This window comes from Microbulbifer sediminum, from assembly GCF_021729035.1.
Lineage (GTDB): Bacteria > Pseudomonadota > Gammaproteobacteria > Pseudomonadales > Cellvibrionaceae > Microbulbifer > Microbulbifer sediminum.
In genome coordinates this window covers 149,774-165,356 of the sequence record NZ_JAJSAP010000007.1, presented here as the reverse complement: position 1 = coordinate 165,356, position 15,583 = coordinate 149,774, and the positions used below count along the sequence as shown (strand labels likewise).

At 60.9% G+C, this 15,583-nt stretch carries 13 protein-coding genes; 9 read left to right on the top strand and 4 right to left on the bottom strand.

The features are described 5' to 3' along the window. The first annotated feature begins 17 nt into the window (after positions 1-17). Together LVD11_RS13355 and LVD11_RS13350 are read left to right on the top strand one after the other, a co-directional pair. Positions 18-479 (top strand): GNAT family N-acetyltransferase, encoded by a 462-nt coding sequence (locus tag LVD11_RS13355; protein WP_237059831.1) that lies wholly within the window; start codon positions 18-20, stop codon positions 477-479. A 134-nt stretch (positions 480-613) separates the two neighbouring features. Next, on the top strand, positions 614-1,297 hold the full coding sequence (locus LVD11_RS13350) for a phosphoadenosine phosphosulfate reductase domain-containing protein (protein WP_237059830.1): 684 nt from the start codon (positions 614-616) through the stop codon (positions 1,295-1,297). A 119-nt stretch (positions 1,298-1,416) separates the two neighbouring features. On the opposite strand, the gene gyrB is transcribed toward LVD11_RS13350, so the two are convergent. From gyrB to dnaA, 4 genes are all read right to left on the bottom strand, one after another. Further along, on the bottom strand, positions 1,417-3,837 hold the full coding sequence (gene gyrB, locus LVD11_RS13345; protein WP_237059829.1) for a DNA topoisomerase (ATP-hydrolyzing) subunit B: 2,421 nt from the start codon (positions 3,835-3,837) through the stop codon (positions 1,417-1,419). A 13-nt stretch (positions 3,838-3,850) separates the two neighbouring features. After that, a complete protein-coding gene (recF, locus tag LVD11_RS13340; RefSeq protein ID WP_237059827.1) occupies positions 3,851-4,963 on the bottom strand; it encodes a DNA replication/repair protein RecF in 1,113 nt (370 codons plus the stop codon). Positions 4,964-5,101: 138 nt separating this feature from the next. After that, entirely contained in the window at positions 5,102-6,208 is a 1,107-nt protein-coding gene (dnaN, locus tag LVD11_RS13335; RefSeq protein WP_237059825.1) for a DNA polymerase III subunit beta, read from the bottom strand. Positions 6,209-6,241: 33 nt separating this feature from the next. Further along, positions 6,242-7,813 (bottom strand): chromosomal replication initiator protein DnaA, encoded by a 1,572-nt coding sequence (gene dnaA, locus LVD11_RS13330; protein WP_237059823.1) that lies wholly within the window; start codon positions 7,811-7,813, stop codon positions 6,242-6,244. Positions 7,814-8,325: 512 nt separating this feature from the next. On the opposite strand from dnaA, the gene rpmH reads away from it, so the two are divergent. The 7 genes from rpmH to rsmG all read left to right on the top strand — a co-directional run bounded on the left by rpmH (position 8,326) and on the right by rsmG (position 15,580). Next, entirely contained in the window at positions 8,326-8,460 is a 135-nt protein-coding gene (gene rpmH / locus LVD11_RS13325) for a 50S ribosomal protein L34 (RefSeq protein WP_091514029.1), read from the top strand. Between the two features lie 35 nt (positions 8,461-8,495). Further along, positions 8,496-8,891 (top strand): ribonuclease P protein component, encoded by a 396-nt coding sequence (gene rnpA, locus LVD11_RS13320; protein WP_237059821.1) that lies wholly within the window; start codon positions 8,496-8,498, stop codon positions 8,889-8,891. Continuing rightward, positions 8,888-9,121, top strand: coding sequence for a membrane protein insertion efficiency factor YidD (gene yidD / locus LVD11_RS13315; protein ID WP_237059819.1), 234 nt, complete (start codon positions 8,888-8,890; stop codon positions 9,119-9,121). Before rnpA ends, yidD begins: the two co-directional genes overlap by 4 nt. Before the next feature lie 32 nt (positions 9,122-9,153). Continuing rightward, the gene (yidC, locus tag LVD11_RS13310; protein WP_237059817.1) at positions 9,154-10,800 is read left to right on the top strand and encodes a membrane protein insertase YidC; all 1,647 of its coding nucleotides are present in this window, start codon (positions 9,154-9,156) and stop codon (positions 10,798-10,800) included. 97 nt (positions 10,801-10,897) lie between these two features. Beyond that, positions 10,898-12,274 carry a tRNA uridine-5-carboxymethylaminomethyl(34) synthesis GTPase MnmE gene (gene mnmE, locus LVD11_RS13305; RefSeq protein WP_237059815.1) on the top strand — a complete coding sequence of 459 codons (1,377 nt, stop codon included), beginning with the start codon at positions 10,898-10,900 and terminating at the stop codon, positions 12,272-12,274. Positions 12,275-12,965: 691 nt separating this feature from the next. Beyond that, positions 12,966-14,855: a tRNA uridine-5-carboxymethylaminomethyl(34) synthesis enzyme MnmG gene (gene mnmG / locus LVD11_RS13300; protein WP_237059813.1), complete on the top strand. Its 1,890-nt coding sequence runs from the start codon at positions 12,966-12,968 to the stop codon at positions 14,853-14,855. A gap of 92 nt (positions 14,856-14,947) precedes the next feature. Then, positions 14,948-15,580, top strand: coding sequence for a 16S rRNA (guanine(527)-N(7))-methyltransferase RsmG (rsmG, locus tag LVD11_RS13295; protein ID WP_237059811.1), 633 nt, complete (start codon positions 14,948-14,950; stop codon positions 15,578-15,580). Positions 15,581-15,583: the final 3 nt, after the last annotated feature.

The window sequence follows — 15,583 nt, the reverse complement described above, 5'->3', positions numbered from 1 at the left end:
TTACTTACGGGGTAGCAATGATTCGTCCTCTGGTACCAGCCGACAGGGAGCGCCTGGAGCGTCTCTGGATCGATACCTTTAGCGAGGCCCACCCCTCCCTGCCGCGCCGTTTCTGGGAGGCCCGACGACCGGTGTTTTATCGCGCACTTGCTGCGGAGACCGTCAGGGTTTTCTCCCGGTGCGGGCTTGTGCGGCCCGATGGACTGGTCTCCGTGTCCAGTGACGGTGAACTACAGTGCCTGTTCGTAGCGCGCGCGCTACAGGGAACGGGCGCCGGCAGCCTGCTGCTTGACCATGTAGTGGAAGAAAACCGCGTGCGGTCGGTGCGGGTGCTGGAGGAAAACCTCGGCGGGCGCTTCTTTCTGCAGCGCTATGGATTTATCGAAACCGGGCGCGAGGCCAATCCCGTTGCCGGGCAGCAGGAACTGGTGATGTACCGTGAGGAGCTGCGCACTGAATCTATGCGCCGGCGCGCCTGATGCTACAGACCGGGTCACCTCCTGCCCCATATAACTGATTGGTCTAGCCTGACTCTGTTTTATTATTTTTCAGCCTTGCCTCGACCAAGTAGCATGCAGTCTCGAATCCAGTAGTCCAACCGGGAAATCCTGACGTGGAAAGCAAATCGACCAGCGCGCTCGCCCAGCCCCTGCCCCAACAGCGTACCTTTCATCACGGTGCCGACCTGCAGGGGTTGAACGATCGCTTCCGAGCCGCGAAGCCCAGCGAGATCATGCGCTTTACCATGGAGCATGCGGAGAACCCGGTAGTTTTCACCAATTTCAGGCCGCTGGCGGTGGCATTCCTGCACCTGGTGACCCGCGCCAAGCCGGATATCCCTGTGATCTGGGTAGACCACGGCTACAATACGCCGGAGACCTACCGGCATATCGAGCGGCTGATCAAGCAGTTAGACCTCAACCTGCATACGTACTCGCCAAAGATGTCCGCGGCCCACTACAACGCGGTCTACGGGGGTATCCCGCAACTGGATACCCCGGAGCACGACTTCTTTTCCCGTACGGTAAAGCTTGAACCCTTCAACCGGGCCATGCAGGAATTGAAACCGGATGTGTGGCTGAACGGTATCCGTCACGACCAGAATGCCCACCGCCGGAACCTGGATATCTTTACCGAGGGCAATCATGGCACCATCCGGGTGGCACCCATGTTCCACCTCACCGAACTGGATGTTGAGGAGTACGTTTACGAGAACGAGCTGCCCGACAACGATATCTATTTCGACCCCACCAAGGGTGAGGAGCACCGCGAGTGTGGGCTGCTGCTGGAGAGGTAGCTAGGTAGAAAGGTAGCGGGGCTGGGCTTCGCCCAGTCAATGCAAAAACGGCCGCAGGAGCGGCCGTTTTTGTTTGTTCACCTTGTCGTGGTCAGGTTCGGGACACAACCCGGTAACCATCAGACATCCAGGTTCTCCACCGCCAGAGCATTGCTCTCGATAAAGTCGCGCCGGGGCTCCACCTGGTCGCCCATCAGTGTGGTGAAGATCTGGTCCGCAGCGATCGCATCCTCGACGGTTACCTGAAGCATGCGGCGGGTTTCCGGATTCATGGTGGTCTCCCACAGCTGCTCCGGGTTCATCTCGCCCAGCCCCTTGTAACGCTGGATGCTGTAGCCGCGGCGGCTCTCGTTCATCAGCCACTCCAGGGCCTCGGGGAAGCTGCTGACCGGTTGCTGCTTCTCTCCGCGCTGGACATAGGCGCCCTCTTCCATCAGCCCCACCATCTTCTCACCCAGGGCCCGAATCGAACGGTATTCAGCGGATTCAAAGAACTCGTGGTTGATCAGGTAATCACTGCTGACGCCGTGGGCCACTACATGGACATGCGGCAGGAAGAGTCCGCGTTCGGTATTTTCCTGCACAGTCAGCTCATGGCGGCGGCCGCCACCATTGGCCTCTTCCAGCAATTGCTCCTGCAGCTGTTTGCACCAGGCTTCCATCTTCTCCCGTGATTGCAGGTCTTCAGGTGAAAGGCTGGGCTGGTAGATCATGCTGCGCAGCACCTCCTCCGGATAGACCCGGGAAAGGCGGTCAATGGTGTTCAGCACGGTCCGGTATTCCCCCACCAGGGTTTCCAGTGATTCACCTGAGAGACCCGGCGCCTCGGGATTCACGTAGAGGGTGGCGCTGTCCAGTGCCGCGTTGGTGAGGAACTGGGTCAGTGCCGCCTCATCCTTCAGGTACTGCTCCTGCTTGCCCTTGGCGATTTTGTACAGGGGAGGCTGGGCGATGAAAATATGACCGCGCTCAATGAGTTCGGGCATCTGGCGGAAGAAGAACGTCAGTAACAGGGTGCGGATATGCGCACCGTCCACGTCGGCGTCCGTCATGATGATGATCGAGTGGTAGCGCAGCTTGTCCGGGTCGAACTCGCTCTTGCCGATGCCACAGCCCAGGGCAGTGATCAGGGTGCCCACCTCGGCGCTGGACAGCATCTTGTCGAAACGGGCCTTCTCCACGTTCAGGATCTTGCCCTTCAGCGGCAGGATGGCCTGGGTGCGGCGATCACGGCCCTGCTTGGCAGAACCACCGGCTGAGTCACCCTCCACCAGGTAGATTTCCGACAGCGCCGGATCCTTCTGCTGGCAGTCGGCCAGCTTGCCGGGCAGGCCGGCAATGTCCAGTGCGCCCTTGCGGCGGGTCATCTCCCGGGCCTTCCGGGCCGCTTCGCGGGCCTTGGCGGCGTCAATCATCTTGGTGACGACGGACTTGGCTTCCTGGGGGTTTTCCAGCAGGTAGTCGCTGAAGTGCTGTGCCATTTCCTGCTCGACTGCAGGCTTAACTTCAGACGACACCAGCTTGTCCTTGGTCTGGGAAGAGAACTTCGGGTCGGGGACCTTGACCGAGATGATGGCCGTCAGTCCCTCCCGCGCATCATCGCCGGTGGTATTGACCTTGTCCTTGCGGCCCATTCCCTCTTTCTCGATGTAGTTGTTCAGCCCGCGGGTCAGCGCGGCGCGGAAGCCGGCCAGGTGAGTCCCCCCATCCCGCTGGGGAATATTGTTGGTGTAGCAGAAGATGTTTTCCTGGAAGCTGTCATTCCACTGCAGGGCGACTTCAACACCAATGCCATCTTCCCGCTGGCTCTGGAAGTGCAGGACCTTGTTGATGGGGGTCTTGGCGTGATTCAGGAACTCTACAAAGGCCCGCAACCCGCCCTCGTATTCATAGACCTCCTCCTTGCCCGAGCGCTCATCCTTCAGGACGATGCGGACACCGGAGTTCAGGAACGACAGCTCACGCAGGCGCTTGGCCAGCTGGTCGAAGTGGAACTCGATATTACTGAAAGTCTCGGCGGAGGGCTTGAAGTGGACGGTAGTCCCCGAATGGTCGGAATCCCCCACGATGGTCAAAGGGGCCTGGGGTACACCATGGTGGTAGACCTGCTCATGAATCTTGCCGCCACGGCGAATGGTCAGTTTGAGCTCCTCCGACAGCGCGTTCACCACGGAAACCCCTACACCGTGAAGGCCGCCGGACACCTTGTAGGTATTGTCATCAAACTTACCGCCGGCATGGAGAACGGTCATGATGACTTCAGCGGCGGAAACCCCCTCTTCTTCGTGCATTTCAGTGGGTATACCACGGCCATTATCCGAGATGGACATGGATTCATCCGGGTGGATGGTGACCCGGATTTCATCGCAATGCCCCGCGAGCGCCTCGTCGATGGAGTTATCTACCACCTCAAACACCATGTGGTGGAGGCCGGTGCCGTCATCCGTATCACCGATATACATCCCCGGACGCTTGCGTACCGCATCCAGGCCCTTCAGTACCTTGATACTACTGGAGTCATAGCTGTTCTGCTCTGACATTGAATTACTCCATTCAACTATTATCGGCTGCCAACGGGACAGCTTTGATTGTTCCATGTTCCACGTGGAACATGGTCGGGGTATTCCATGGGTGGGCCAGCTGACGCCAGGGCCGGCTGGTCACCTCCGGCTCGATGCCGGTCACCAGGACCTGCCCAGCCACTCGGCTGACCCAGTGGGCAAACTGTACCTGGTTCTCAGGGTCCAGCTCAGAGGGCAGGTCATCCACCAGAAAAACCGGTTTATCGCCACGCTTGCGCACCACGGCCGCCATCGCAGCCCTGAGCGCACACACCAGCATCTTTTGCTGACCACGGGAGAGGATCTGGTGTGCAGGCTCACCACCGACACTGAAACGCAGGTCGGCGCGCTGGGGCCCGATTCGCGTATGCCCCTGCGCCACATCCACCTCCCTGGATGCGGCCAGAGCCTCCAGAAGGTCTGCATCCTTGCGCCAGCCGCGGCGGTAACTGAACTCCACGCGCCGCAACGGTGAATCCGGCATATCCTCCAGCAACCCGAAGAAAGCGGCCCGGAGGGGTTCGAGCGTGGCAGCGCGAAAACTGTCCACGGTGTTGCCCGCCGACGCCAGCCGCTGCTCCCAGATGGCGATGTCTTCTGCCTTGATTTTACCACGACGCAGCAGTGCATTTCGCTGCTTCAGGGCGATTTGGTAGGCCTTCCAGGCCTGGATATAGGAATGTTCCACGTGGAACACAGTCCAGTCCAGAAGCCTCCTCCGCACACCAGGGCCGCCGTCCAGGGCAGCGAAACTCTCGCTGTTGATCACCTGCAGCGGCAGCAGTGCTGCCAGCTGTGAGCTGGACGCCGCATTCTCCTGATTAATCCGAATCCTTCCCCCGCCTGAGCGTATCCGCTCTATACCCAGAGCGCTCGCCTCCTGCAGTTGGCCGAACACCGTCAACCCATCGCAACCTTCCCGAATGACAGACTGATGCTGGCGGGTTCGGAACGAGCGCCCACTGGAAAGCATGTGCACCGCCTCCAGGAGGGACGTCTTCCCGGATCCGTTCATGCCACAGAACAGGTTAACACTGGGCCCCAGGTCCAGATCCGCGTACCCGATATTCCTGAAATTGGTGAGAACAAGGCGCCTGAGCGTCACGACCACTGCTCCGGAGAAGCCAAAGCTACAACCCAGAATGAAGTGGAAGGCGTGCCTGAGGGGAGAGATGCCGGGGCGTATACAGCCCCGGCGCTGAAGAGGGCGAGAATATTAAAAATACCGATCACAAACAGGGAGTTACAGGCGCATCGGCATGATCACATAGAGGGCATCCCCCTCCTCCGGTTGCTGCAGCAGCGCACTGCTGTTGGCATCCGCCAGGCCAATACGAATCTGGTCGCTATGGATCGCCGCCGTCACATCCAGCAGGTAGCTGACATTGAAACCGATCTCCAGCGGCTCGCCGACGTAATCGACCACAACCTGCTCTTCAGCCTCTTCCTGCTCCGGGTTATTCGCGACAATCTGCAGCAACCCTTCAGAGATTTGCAGGCGTACGCCCCGATACTTCTCATTGGAGAGGATCGCTGCACGGGAAAACGCCTGGCGCAGCGCCTGGCGGTCAGCATAGATCTCATTGCCCGTGGCCCGGGGCAGGACGCGCTCATAATCAGGGAACTTGCCGTCAACAAGCTTTGAAGTGAAAGTGAACTGCCCACTGATGACGCGGATATGGTTATTGCCCAGCACCACCTCCGCTGGCGCATCGGTATCCTCCAGCAGCCGGCCCAGTTCCAGCACCCCCTTGCGGGGCAGGATAGCCTGCAACGGCCCCTCAACATTCAGGCCCGGTGCATCGCGGTCGCAGAGTGCCAGCCGGTGGCCATCGGTCGCCACTGCGCGCAGCTGCTGCGGGCGACACTCCAGCAGCAGGCCGTTGAGGTAGTAGCGGACATCCTGCTGGGCCATGGCGAAACCGGTAGCCTCGATCAGGCGCCGTATCTCCCGCTGGGAAATGGAGAATCGCGTCTGGGCACTGGTCTCCTCCTGATTCGGGAAATCGGTCGCCGGCAAGGTGGATAGCTGGAAGCGGCTGCGGCCACTGCGCAGGATCAGCCGCTCACCATCGCGCTCGAACTTGAGTTCGGCACCATCCGGGAGGGAGCGGCAGAGGTCGAGCAGCTTGCGTGCCGGGACAGTCACCTCGCCTTCGAGCTCTACGGCATCGACCGGCAGCCGCCCGACAATTTCCACCTCCAGGTCGGTACCAGTGAGGGACAACTCCTGCCCCCGCAGTTGCATCAGCACATTGGCCAGTACCGGCAGGGTCTGGCGCTTTTCTACCACGCCGGCAACCAGTTGTAGCGGTTTCAGCAGGGCGTCCCGGCTCACATTGAATTTCATGGGTCTTATCGCCTTGTGTTGTCGTTTATTGGGTCAGGTAGTCAGCGAGCGAGTCAGCAGCTTCACGTCCTCGCGAATATCTGCATCGGATTCCTGTAGCTCCCGGATTTTACGGCACGCGTGTAGCACCGTCGTGTGATCACGACCACCAAATGCGTCACCAATCTCGGGCAGGCTGTGGTTGGTCAGCTCCTTGGCCAGGGACATCGCAACCTGGCGGGGCCGGGCCACCGAGCGGCTGCGGCGCTTCGACAGCAGGTCCGCCACCTTGATCTTGTAGTACTCAGCCACCACACGCTGGATATTATCGATACTTACCAGCCGGTCCTGCAGCGCCAGCAGGTCCTTCAATGCTTCGCGCACCAGCACGTCATCGATCGGGCGACCTGTGAACTGGGCGTTGGCAACAACCCGCCGCAGCGCCCCTTCCAGCTCCCGTACATTGCTGCGAATACGCTGCGCGATAAAGAATGCGGAATCATGAGGCAGGTCCACCCCTACCTGCTCCGCCTTTTTCATCAGGATAGCCACCCGCGTCTCAAGTTCCGGGGGCTCAACCGCAACCGTCAGCCCCCATCCGAAGCGGGACTTTAGTCGCTCCTCGAGGCCGTCGATCTCCTTCGGGTAGCGATCACAGGTCAGGATGATCTGCTGGCCACCCTCGAGCAGGGCATTGAAGGTATGGAAGAACTCTTCCTGGGAGCGCTCCTTGCCGGCAAAAAACTGGATATCGTCAATCAGGAGAGCATCAACTGACCGATAGTATCGCTTGAAATCACTGATCGCGTTCAACTGGAGCGCTTTAACCATATCGGCCACAAATCGCTCCGAGTGCAGGTAAACCACTTTGGCGTTGGGGTTGCGCTCCAGCAATGCATTACCCACCGCGTGCATCAGGTGGGTCTTGCCCAGCCCCACACCACCATAAATAAAGAGGGGGTTGTAGGCACCGCCTGGATTGTCCGCAATCTGTTGCGCCGCCGCCAGGCCCAGCTGGTTCGACTTCCCCTCGACAAAAGACGTGAAGGTAAAATTACGATTGAGGGAGCTGCCGTGCTTGATCGCCCCTTCAACCTCTACATTCCGACCGCCCTCAGACGCCGCTCGCCCGGTAGGGTTACCCCCCACCGGCGTCGGAGAGGGCGCTGCAGGCGCTGGACGCGCCGGGCCCCGGACATCAGTGAGCGCTAACTCACCACTGCTGACCTGCTCGGCGGTGGCCTCCTCCGCGGCAACCGCATGGGGCGCTGCGGCCTCCTCCGAAACCGGTGCCACCGGACGCCCGTGCCCCTGGGGCGCCGGGGCACGGCCAGTATCTGCTGCCGCGCGACGGCCCCGCGAAAACCGTGGGGCCGTGCCCCGAGCGGCAGATTCGAGCACGATCTCCAGCGGCTCACCGCCGCTGTAATGGGCCACCAGCTCGCGGATACGGTTGAGGAACTTGCCGTTTACCCAGTCGAGCACGAACCGGTTCGGAGCCTGCAGGCGCAATTCGCCGGCAGTCGCGGACGTTACCCGCAGGGGCCGTATCCAGGTATTGAACTGCTGTGACGGCAATTCGTCCTGCAAACAGGCCGCGCACTGCTTCCATACGGACTCAGACAAAGAACCCCCCACAAACCCAGGAAATGAAAATAAATAAAGAGTGTCACGGCAAAGCTACCGGCCCCTCTCAGGGGACCTGCGGGGCCGCGCGAAAGACCCCGGATTATAACCTTCCCCGCGCCCGGTTATCCACAACAGGAACCTCTTTTATTAATAATCACAGGTAAAAAAACGCCCTAGATTCAAAGGCTTGAACAATATATGACCAACTCCAGACAACCTCCCGTCAGACTTATCCACATCAGGCTGTGGGTATCTTGGGGTAAAGCGGTGGGCATTCAGGAAGACACCGTGCGCCACCTTGCCCACCCCCGCCCAGGGCTAGAATAAAAGGGAAACTGATAGCCCTGCCCGTGATTTCTCCGCCCAACTCCGTTGATTTCACTGGTGCCTTTCTATACAATCCGCCGCCTTCGCAGCGCACAGTTCCGCCCCAAACGGGCCGGGAGCAGAGCCAGCGGCCGGGGTCCGCCCCATGAATATCCGAATACAAAGTCTCAGGTAGCAAGACCATGAAACGTACATTCCAGCCCAGCAACTTGAAGCGCAAGCGCAACCACGGCTTCCGTGCCCGCATGGCCACCAAAAACGGTCGCAAGGTACTGGCCCGTCGCCGCGCCAAGGGTCGCAAGGTCCTGTCTGCATAAGTTCGCCCCGCCCTGCGGGACGTCCTTCCTTATATATGCAACAGGAACGCAGCGACTTCGGATTTGCCAAGCCGCTGCGCCTGCTTAACGCGGCACAGTACCGGACCGTTTTCTCCGGGACCCAGGTACGTGCCGCGCACCCCAACCTCCTGATCCTCGCCGTTCCAAACGAGCTCGGGCATCCCCGCCTGGGACTGGTTGTGGCCAAAAAGCATGTCCGCAACGCCACCGACCGCAATCGCATCAAACGTATCGCCCGCGAGTCCTTCCGCCTGCGCCAGCACGCGCTGCCGGCTGTAGACGCCGTGGTCATCGCCCGCCCGGGTGTCGGTGAGCTGGACAACGAAGCGCTGGCAAAGCTGTTCGACAAGCAGTGGCGCAAACTGACCCGGCGCATGAACGATCCACAAGAGAGGGGCAAACGGCGATGACCTGGCTGGCGATCAGGCTGATCCACGGTTATCGCTACCTGCTCAGTCCCTGGGTCGGCAACCAGTGCCGCTTCTACCCCACCTGCTCCCATTATGCGGAGGAGGCATTAAAAGCACACGGATTCCTTAAGGGGGGTTATTTAACCGGACGCCGCCTTATAAAATGCCACCCTTGGCATCCCGGTGGCCTGGATCCGGTTCCACCCGCTTCCGGCGAACAAGACCACTAGCAAACCTCAAAGCAGACACCCCAGGATATAAGATGGATTGGCAACGTTACGCGCTGCTGGGCGGAATCGCCGCAGTTTTACTGGCCCTGATTTTCCAGTGGAACGCTTTCCAGGAACGGCGCGCCCCGGAAATCGACCGAGAGATCGTCAACACCGGGCAGGCCGGCACTGTGCCGACCCCGGGAGAGGAAGGCGACGTCCCGCAGCTCCAGCAACCAGGCAGCACGGGCCCGGACCTGGCTGACGACGGCAAGCTGATCAGTGTTACCACCGACGAGTTTGAGCTACTGATCAACCCCCGCGGCGGCGATATCGTCAAGGTAGCCCTGCGCCAGCACGCGCAGGAGCGTGAAACACCAGACCAGCCTCTCCTGTTGCTTAAGCAGACCCGGGACTCCACTTATATCTCCCAGAGCGGGCTGATCGGCGACAACGGCACCGATAGCGCCAAGGGCCGCCCGCTCTTCCACGCCGAGAAAAACTCTTATGCACTGGAAGAGGGACAGGATACCCTCACCGTGGACCTGAAGCTCCAGCAAGGCGATGCGGAGATCACCAAAAGCTTCACTTTCCACCGCGGCGACTACCTGATCGATGTCAACTACAAGGTGCAGAACAGCGGATCCACCCCCTGGTCTGCCGCACTGTACGGCCAGATCAAGCGGGACGCCCACGTACCAGCCAGTGATGCCGGGCTTGGCATGTCACCGTTCCTCGGCGGCGCATTGCGCACTCCGGACGAGAACTACTACAAGCGGGATTTCGAGGAAATGGCCGAGGAACCCACCACCGTCAAGATCGAGGGCGGATGGGTGGCCATGGTCCAGCACTACTTCCTGAGTGCCTGGATTCCGGAGCAGGAGGTCCGCAACACCTTCGAGATGCGCCAGCTCAAAAGCGGCCTGTATGTCATGCGCTTCGTCTCGCCGCCGGTGCAGGTTGCGCCGGGTGGTGAGGGTGAACTGCACGCCTCATTTTACGCCGGTCCCAAGGACGTCTACCGCCTGGAGGAGATCTCTCCCTACCTGGACCTGACCGTGGACTACGGCTGGCTGTGGTGGATCGCCAAGCCCCTGTTCCGGGTGCTGAACTTTATCCACGAGCATATCGTCGACAACTGGGGCTGGGCCATCATCCTGCTGACGGTGTTCATCAAGGCTCTGCTCTACCCGCTGAGTTCCGCCGGTATCAAGTCCATGGCGCGCATGCGGAAGTTTGCCCCGCAGATGAAGAAACTGCAGGAGCAGTATAAGGACAATCGCCAGAAGCTCGCCGAGGAGACGATGAAGCTCTACCGGCGCGAGAAGATCAACCCCATGGGGGGGTGTTTCCCGATCCTGCTGCAGATGCCGGTCTTTATCGGCCTCTACTGGATGCTGATGGAAACCGTGGAGCTACGGCACGCCCCGTGGATCCTGTGGATTAACGACCTGTCCGTGAAGGACCCATACTTCATCCTGCCAGTGATCATGGGCGCCAGCATGTGGCTGATGCAGAAGCTCCAGCCGCAGCCCTCAGACCCGACGCAGGCGCGCATCATGCAACTGATGCCGGTGATGATGACCTTCTTCTTCCTGTGGTTCCCGGCGGGGCTGGTGATCTACTGGATCGCGAACAACCTGATCACCATCAGCCAGACCTGGTACCTCAACAAGCAGATCGAGACAGCGGGCAACTGACCAGGGCTCCGTTCTCACAGTCATCCGAAACAGGGCCGCACTATGCGGCCCTGTTTCGTAGTAACGCAGAAACTTCCCTTTCGGATAAACTTTTCCCATGTCAGAGCTTAATCTCAACCGGGATACCATTGCAGCAGTTGCCACGGCGCCAGGACGCGGCGGTATCGGCGTGATCCGCCTGTCCGGACCCCGGGCCGCAGATATTGCCGCCGTTATCGCCGGTGACTCCCCCTTGCAACCACGCCGGGCCCATTACCGGGATTTTCGCCATCAGGGGGAGCTCCTGGACCAGGGCATCGCCCTCTTCTTTCCCGGCCCCCATTCCTTTACCGGTGAGGATGTGGTGGAACTGCAGGGGCATGGCGGCCCGGTCATTCTCGACCAGCTCCTGGAGGCCTGCATCAGCGAGGGTGCGCGGCAGGCTCGACCGGGGGAGTTTTCCGAGCGCGCTTTCCTCAATGACAAGATTGACCTGGCCCAGGCCGAGGCCATCGCGGACCTGATCGAGGCCGGCAGCACCCAGGCGGCACGCAACGCTATGCGCTCTCTGCAAGGCGCTTTCTCCGAAAAAATCGAAGACTTATCCCAATCTTTGACGAATTTACGTATTTACGTCGAAGCATCAATCGATTTTCCGGAAGAAGAAATCGATTTCCTTGCCGACGGGAAGGTTGCAGCGGACCTTGAACAACTTTTACAGCACCTGGGATCGGTCGAAGTCCAGGCGCGTCAGGGCAGCATCATGCGCGAGGGCATGCAGGTGGCCATCGCCGGCCGTCCGAATGCCGGTAAGTCGAGCCTGCTCAACGCCCTGGCCGGCCGGGACGCGGCCATCGTCACCGATATCGCCGGGACCACCCGGGATATCCTGCGGGAGTATGTGGATATCGATGGCATGCCACTGCAGTTCGCCGACACCGCCGGCCTGCGTGACTCACCCGACCAGGTTGAGCAGATCGGGATCCAGCGGGCCTGGGAGGAGATCAGCCATGCGGACCGCGTACTCCTGATGGTCGACGCAGAGCAGGCACACTCGCTCGACCCGGACGCTGTCTGGCCCGAGTTTACCGCCCGCCTGCCAGACCCGGACAAGCTGACCCTCGTCTTGAACAAGATCGACCTGACCGACTACAGCGCCGGACTGCAGGCTCATACCGACGGCGTCCCGGTTATCGCCATTAGCGCGAAAACCGGTGCCGGCCTCGATGCCCTCCGCCAGCACCTGAAACAGTGCATGGGATTCAGCGGCGCGGCAGAGGGAAATTTCAGCGCCCGCCGCCGCCACCTGGACGCCCTTGCCCGCGCCCGCGCCTTTATCGAAGCCGGGGCAAGCCAGTTGCATTCCAGTGGTGCCGGAGAGCTGCTGGCCGAGGACCTGCGCCAGGCCCAGCAGGCACTCGGCGAGATCACCGGCGCCATGACCGCGGACGAACTACTCGGCAAGATATTTGGCAGCTTCTGTATCGGCAAATAACCCACCTGTCGCCTACTCGGGGCCGGTTCCGGGAGTGGCCGGCCCCTTCATTTCCGCCAAGCCTTTGGCTTCCGCACCGTGACCACTCCGGGAGGATCCAGATTTCACCCAGTGGAAATCAACCGCCTGGACACAGAAGTTGCGCACACCTGACCACAGGGTTATCCAGAGCCCGCCTTCCAGTCACAGGCTTGGGACAGTTTTTACCAGCTGTTACCCACAGGCAGCGGAAGCGGAACGCCCCCTGTGCATAAAAAAGAGGATAAAACCGCCGTAACCTGCGGAGGAACCCGGGCATAAATTCCACTGCCGCGATAAACGTCAAAAGTTATCCCGTCTGTCCACAGCGACGTACCGGGCTTACCCCTGCTCTGGCAAACGGGTTATGGTCAGGCTAGCAGCCAATATAACTGATTGATTTTGTGAACATTTTTAGTTTTATACAGAAAACCGGGCGCCCCAATAGTTACAACAAATACAGAACAAACTCTCTACATAGACATGTATAACTTTAATTATTCTGAGAAAGGCATCGGCAACTTGGAGAAAGTCATCCCCGCTTGGGGATTATCCCTGGCGGACTGACCCTACAATGCCGTTGAGAGCCCCCGAAGGTGGGAAAGATCGATTTGCTGTGAACCCGCACTGGCTATAAAATGTGCGCCCTTTTCAACTCCCCCTGGTCGAGGTTATGGAATACCCCAAACACTTTGATGTGATTGTGATCGGCGGCGGTCACGCAGGCACCGAGGCGTCCCTCGCCGCGGCGCGCATGGGCGCGTCCACACTGCTGCTGACACACAACATCGAGACACTCGGCCAGATGTCCTGTAACCCGGCGATTGGCGGCATTGGCAAGAGCCACCTGGTCAAGGAGGTGGACGCCCTGGGCGGTGCCATGGCAGAAGCCACCGATCGCGCAGGCATCCAGTTCCGGGTCCTCAACGCCCGCAAGGGACCGGCCGTCCGGGCCACGCGCGCCCAGGCTGACCGGGCCCTGTACCGGAGTGCCATCCGCGAGGTGCTCGAGTCACAGCCCAACCTGGCGATCTTCCAGCAGGCCGCGGACGACCTGATCGTCGAGGGCGACCGGGTGGTTGGCGTGGTCACGAACGCCGGCTTGCGATTCCGGGCAACGAACGTGGTGATCACGGCCGGTACCTTCCTCGGCGGCCGCATCCACATCGGCATGGACAGCCTTTCCGGTGGCCGCGCCGGTGATCCGCCGTCGATTGCCCTCGCCGAGCGCCTGCGGGACCTGCCCTTCCGGGTGGAGCGCCTGAAAACCGGAACCCCGCCGCGCATTGACGCCCGCTCGGTGGACTTCTCCGTGATGGAGGAGCAGTGGGGGGACACCCCGACCCCGGTGATGTCTTACCTCGGCAGCCGTGCCCAGCACCCGCGCCAGGCCTGTTGCTGGATCACCCACACCAACACCCGCACCCACGATGTGATCCGCGGCGGCCTGGACCGTTCGCCGATGTTCTCCGGGGTCATCGAGGGCGTCGGGCCGCGCTACTGCCCGTCGATCGAGGACAAGGTGCACCGCTTTGCCGACAAGGACAGCCACCAGATTTTCGTGGAGCCGGAGGGGCTGACCACCAATGAGCTCTACCCCAACGGCATCTCCACCAGCCTGCCTTTCGATGTGCAGCTGGAACTGGTGCATTCCATCCGCGGGTTTGAGCGGGCCCATATCACCCGCCCCGGCTATGCCATCGAGTACGATTTCTTTGATCCGCGCGACCTGAAGCCGTCACTGGAAACCAAGTTCATCGAGGGGCTTTTCTTCGCCGGACAGATCAACGGCACCACCGGCTACGAGGAGGCCGCCGCCCAGGGGCTGTTGGCGGGCGCCAATGCCGCCCTGCGCGCCAGTGGCCGAGAGGCCTGGTGCCCGCGCCGCGACGAGGCCTATCTGGGCGTGCTGGTGGACGACCTGATTACCAGCGGCACCAAGGAACCGTACCGCATGTTTACCAGCCGCGCCGAGTACCGGCTGATGCTGCGCGAGGACAATGCCGACCTGCGCCTGACCGAGACCGGCCGTGAGCTGGGCCTGGTCCCGGATGCGCGCTGGCAGGCCTTTTGCGAGAAGCGCGAGGCCATCGAGCAGGAAACCCAGCGGCTGCGCGATACCTGGGTGCACCCGAAGACCCCCCAGGCGGAAGCGGTGGAGAAGCGCCTGCCGCAGCCGTTGGCGCGGGAATACAGCCTGATGGACCTGCTGCGCCGCCCGGAGTTGGGCTATGCCGAGGTGGCCGGGCTCAAGGGCCAGGCGGTCGCGGACGAGCGCGTCGCCGAGCAGGTGGAAATCTCGGCCAAGTACGCCGGTTACATCGACCGCCAGCGAGAGGAAATCGAGCGGTTGCAGGCCTATGAAGATACGCCGTTGCCTGCGGACTTTGACTACGGTGGGGTGTCCGGACTCTCCAGCGAGGTAAAGCAGAAGCTCGAGGAGACCCGCCCCGATACCCTGGCACGGGCATCGCGAATACCCGGCGTGACACCGGCGGCGGTATCGCTGCTGCTGATCCAGTTGAAAAAGCGCGGCCTGTTGGTCCGCAAAAAGGCCGGTTGACTGGCCGCGAATACCCGGGGGCGGTGCCCGCCCCCGCTTACGAGGTTGTGCCCCTCGGGGTAAACAGGGGAGATCCGACAATTTCTCTGCAAATGGAAGAGTTCCGCCCGCGCCTCACCCAGGCCGCGGAATCGATGGGGCTGAATCTGACCCGGGAGCAGCAGGACAAGCTGCTGGAGTATCTGGCACTGTTCGCGCGCTGGAATGCCGCCTACAACCTGTCGGCGGTCCGTGATCCCGCGCAGATGCTCGAGCGCCACATCATCGACAGTCTCAGTGTAGTGAAGCTCTGCGGCGCTGCCGATTCACCCCTGATCGACGTGGGCAGTGGCGGTGGCCTGCCTGGCATCCCGCTGGCAATCATGTACCCGGACCGACCGATTACGTTGCTCGACAGCAACGGCAAGAAGACCCGTTTCCTGTTCCAGGTGGCAAGCCAGCTGCCGCTGCCCAATGTCACGGTGGTCAACGACCGGGTGGAGGCCTACCGTCCGGAGCGGCGGTTTGCCGGAGTGGTCTCCCGGGCATTTGCCTCGGTGACCGATATGGTGCATTGGTGTGAGCACTTGCTAACTGATGGTGGCAGGTTTTACGCTATGAAAGGCAAGTGGCCGGAAGATGAGTTGAGCACGCTCCCAAAAGCGATTAAGGTCGAGCAGGTGCATCCCCTGTCGGTACCGGGTTGCGATGCGGATCGCCACCTCATCGTCCTCCGCCGTGACTGAAAC

Excerpts from the sequence above, each read along its gene's own strand:
- mnmG (WP_237059813.1), top strand. The coding sequence starts at position 12,966 with ATGGAATACCCCAAACACTTTGATGTGATTGTGATCGGCGGCGGTCAC.
- yidC (WP_237059817.1), top strand. The coding sequence starts at position 9,154 with ATGGATTGGCAACGTTACGCGCTGCTGGGCGGAATCGCCGCAGTTTTA.
- yidD (WP_237059819.1), top strand. The coding sequence starts at position 8,888 with ATGACCTGGCTGGCGATCAGGCTGATCCACGGTTATCGCTACCTGCTC.
- rsmG (WP_237059811.1), top strand. The coding sequence starts at position 14,948 with ATGGAAGAGTTCCGCCCGCGCCTCACCCAGGCCGCGGAATCGATGGGG.
- mnmE (WP_237059815.1), top strand. The coding sequence starts at position 10,898 with ATGTCAGAGCTTAATCTCAACCGGGATACCATTGCAGCAGTTGCCACG.
- gyrB (WP_237059829.1), bottom strand. The coding sequence starts at position 3,837 with ATGTCAGAGCAGAACAGCTATGACTCCAGTAGTATCAAGGTACTGAAG.
- rnpA (WP_237059821.1), top strand. The coding sequence starts at position 8,496 with ATGCAACAGGAACGCAGCGACTTCGGATTTGCCAAGCCGCTGCGCCTG.
- dnaN (WP_237059825.1), bottom strand. The coding sequence starts at position 6,208 with ATGAAATTCAATGTGAGCCGGGACGCCCTGCTGAAACCGCTACAACTG.
- rpmH (WP_091514029.1), top strand. The coding sequence starts at position 8,326 with ATGAAACGTACATTCCAGCCCAGCAACTTGAAGCGCAAGCGCAACCAC.
- LVD11_RS13355 (WP_237059831.1), top strand. The coding sequence starts at position 18 with ATGATTCGTCCTCTGGTACCAGCCGACAGGGAGCGCCTGGAGCGTCTC.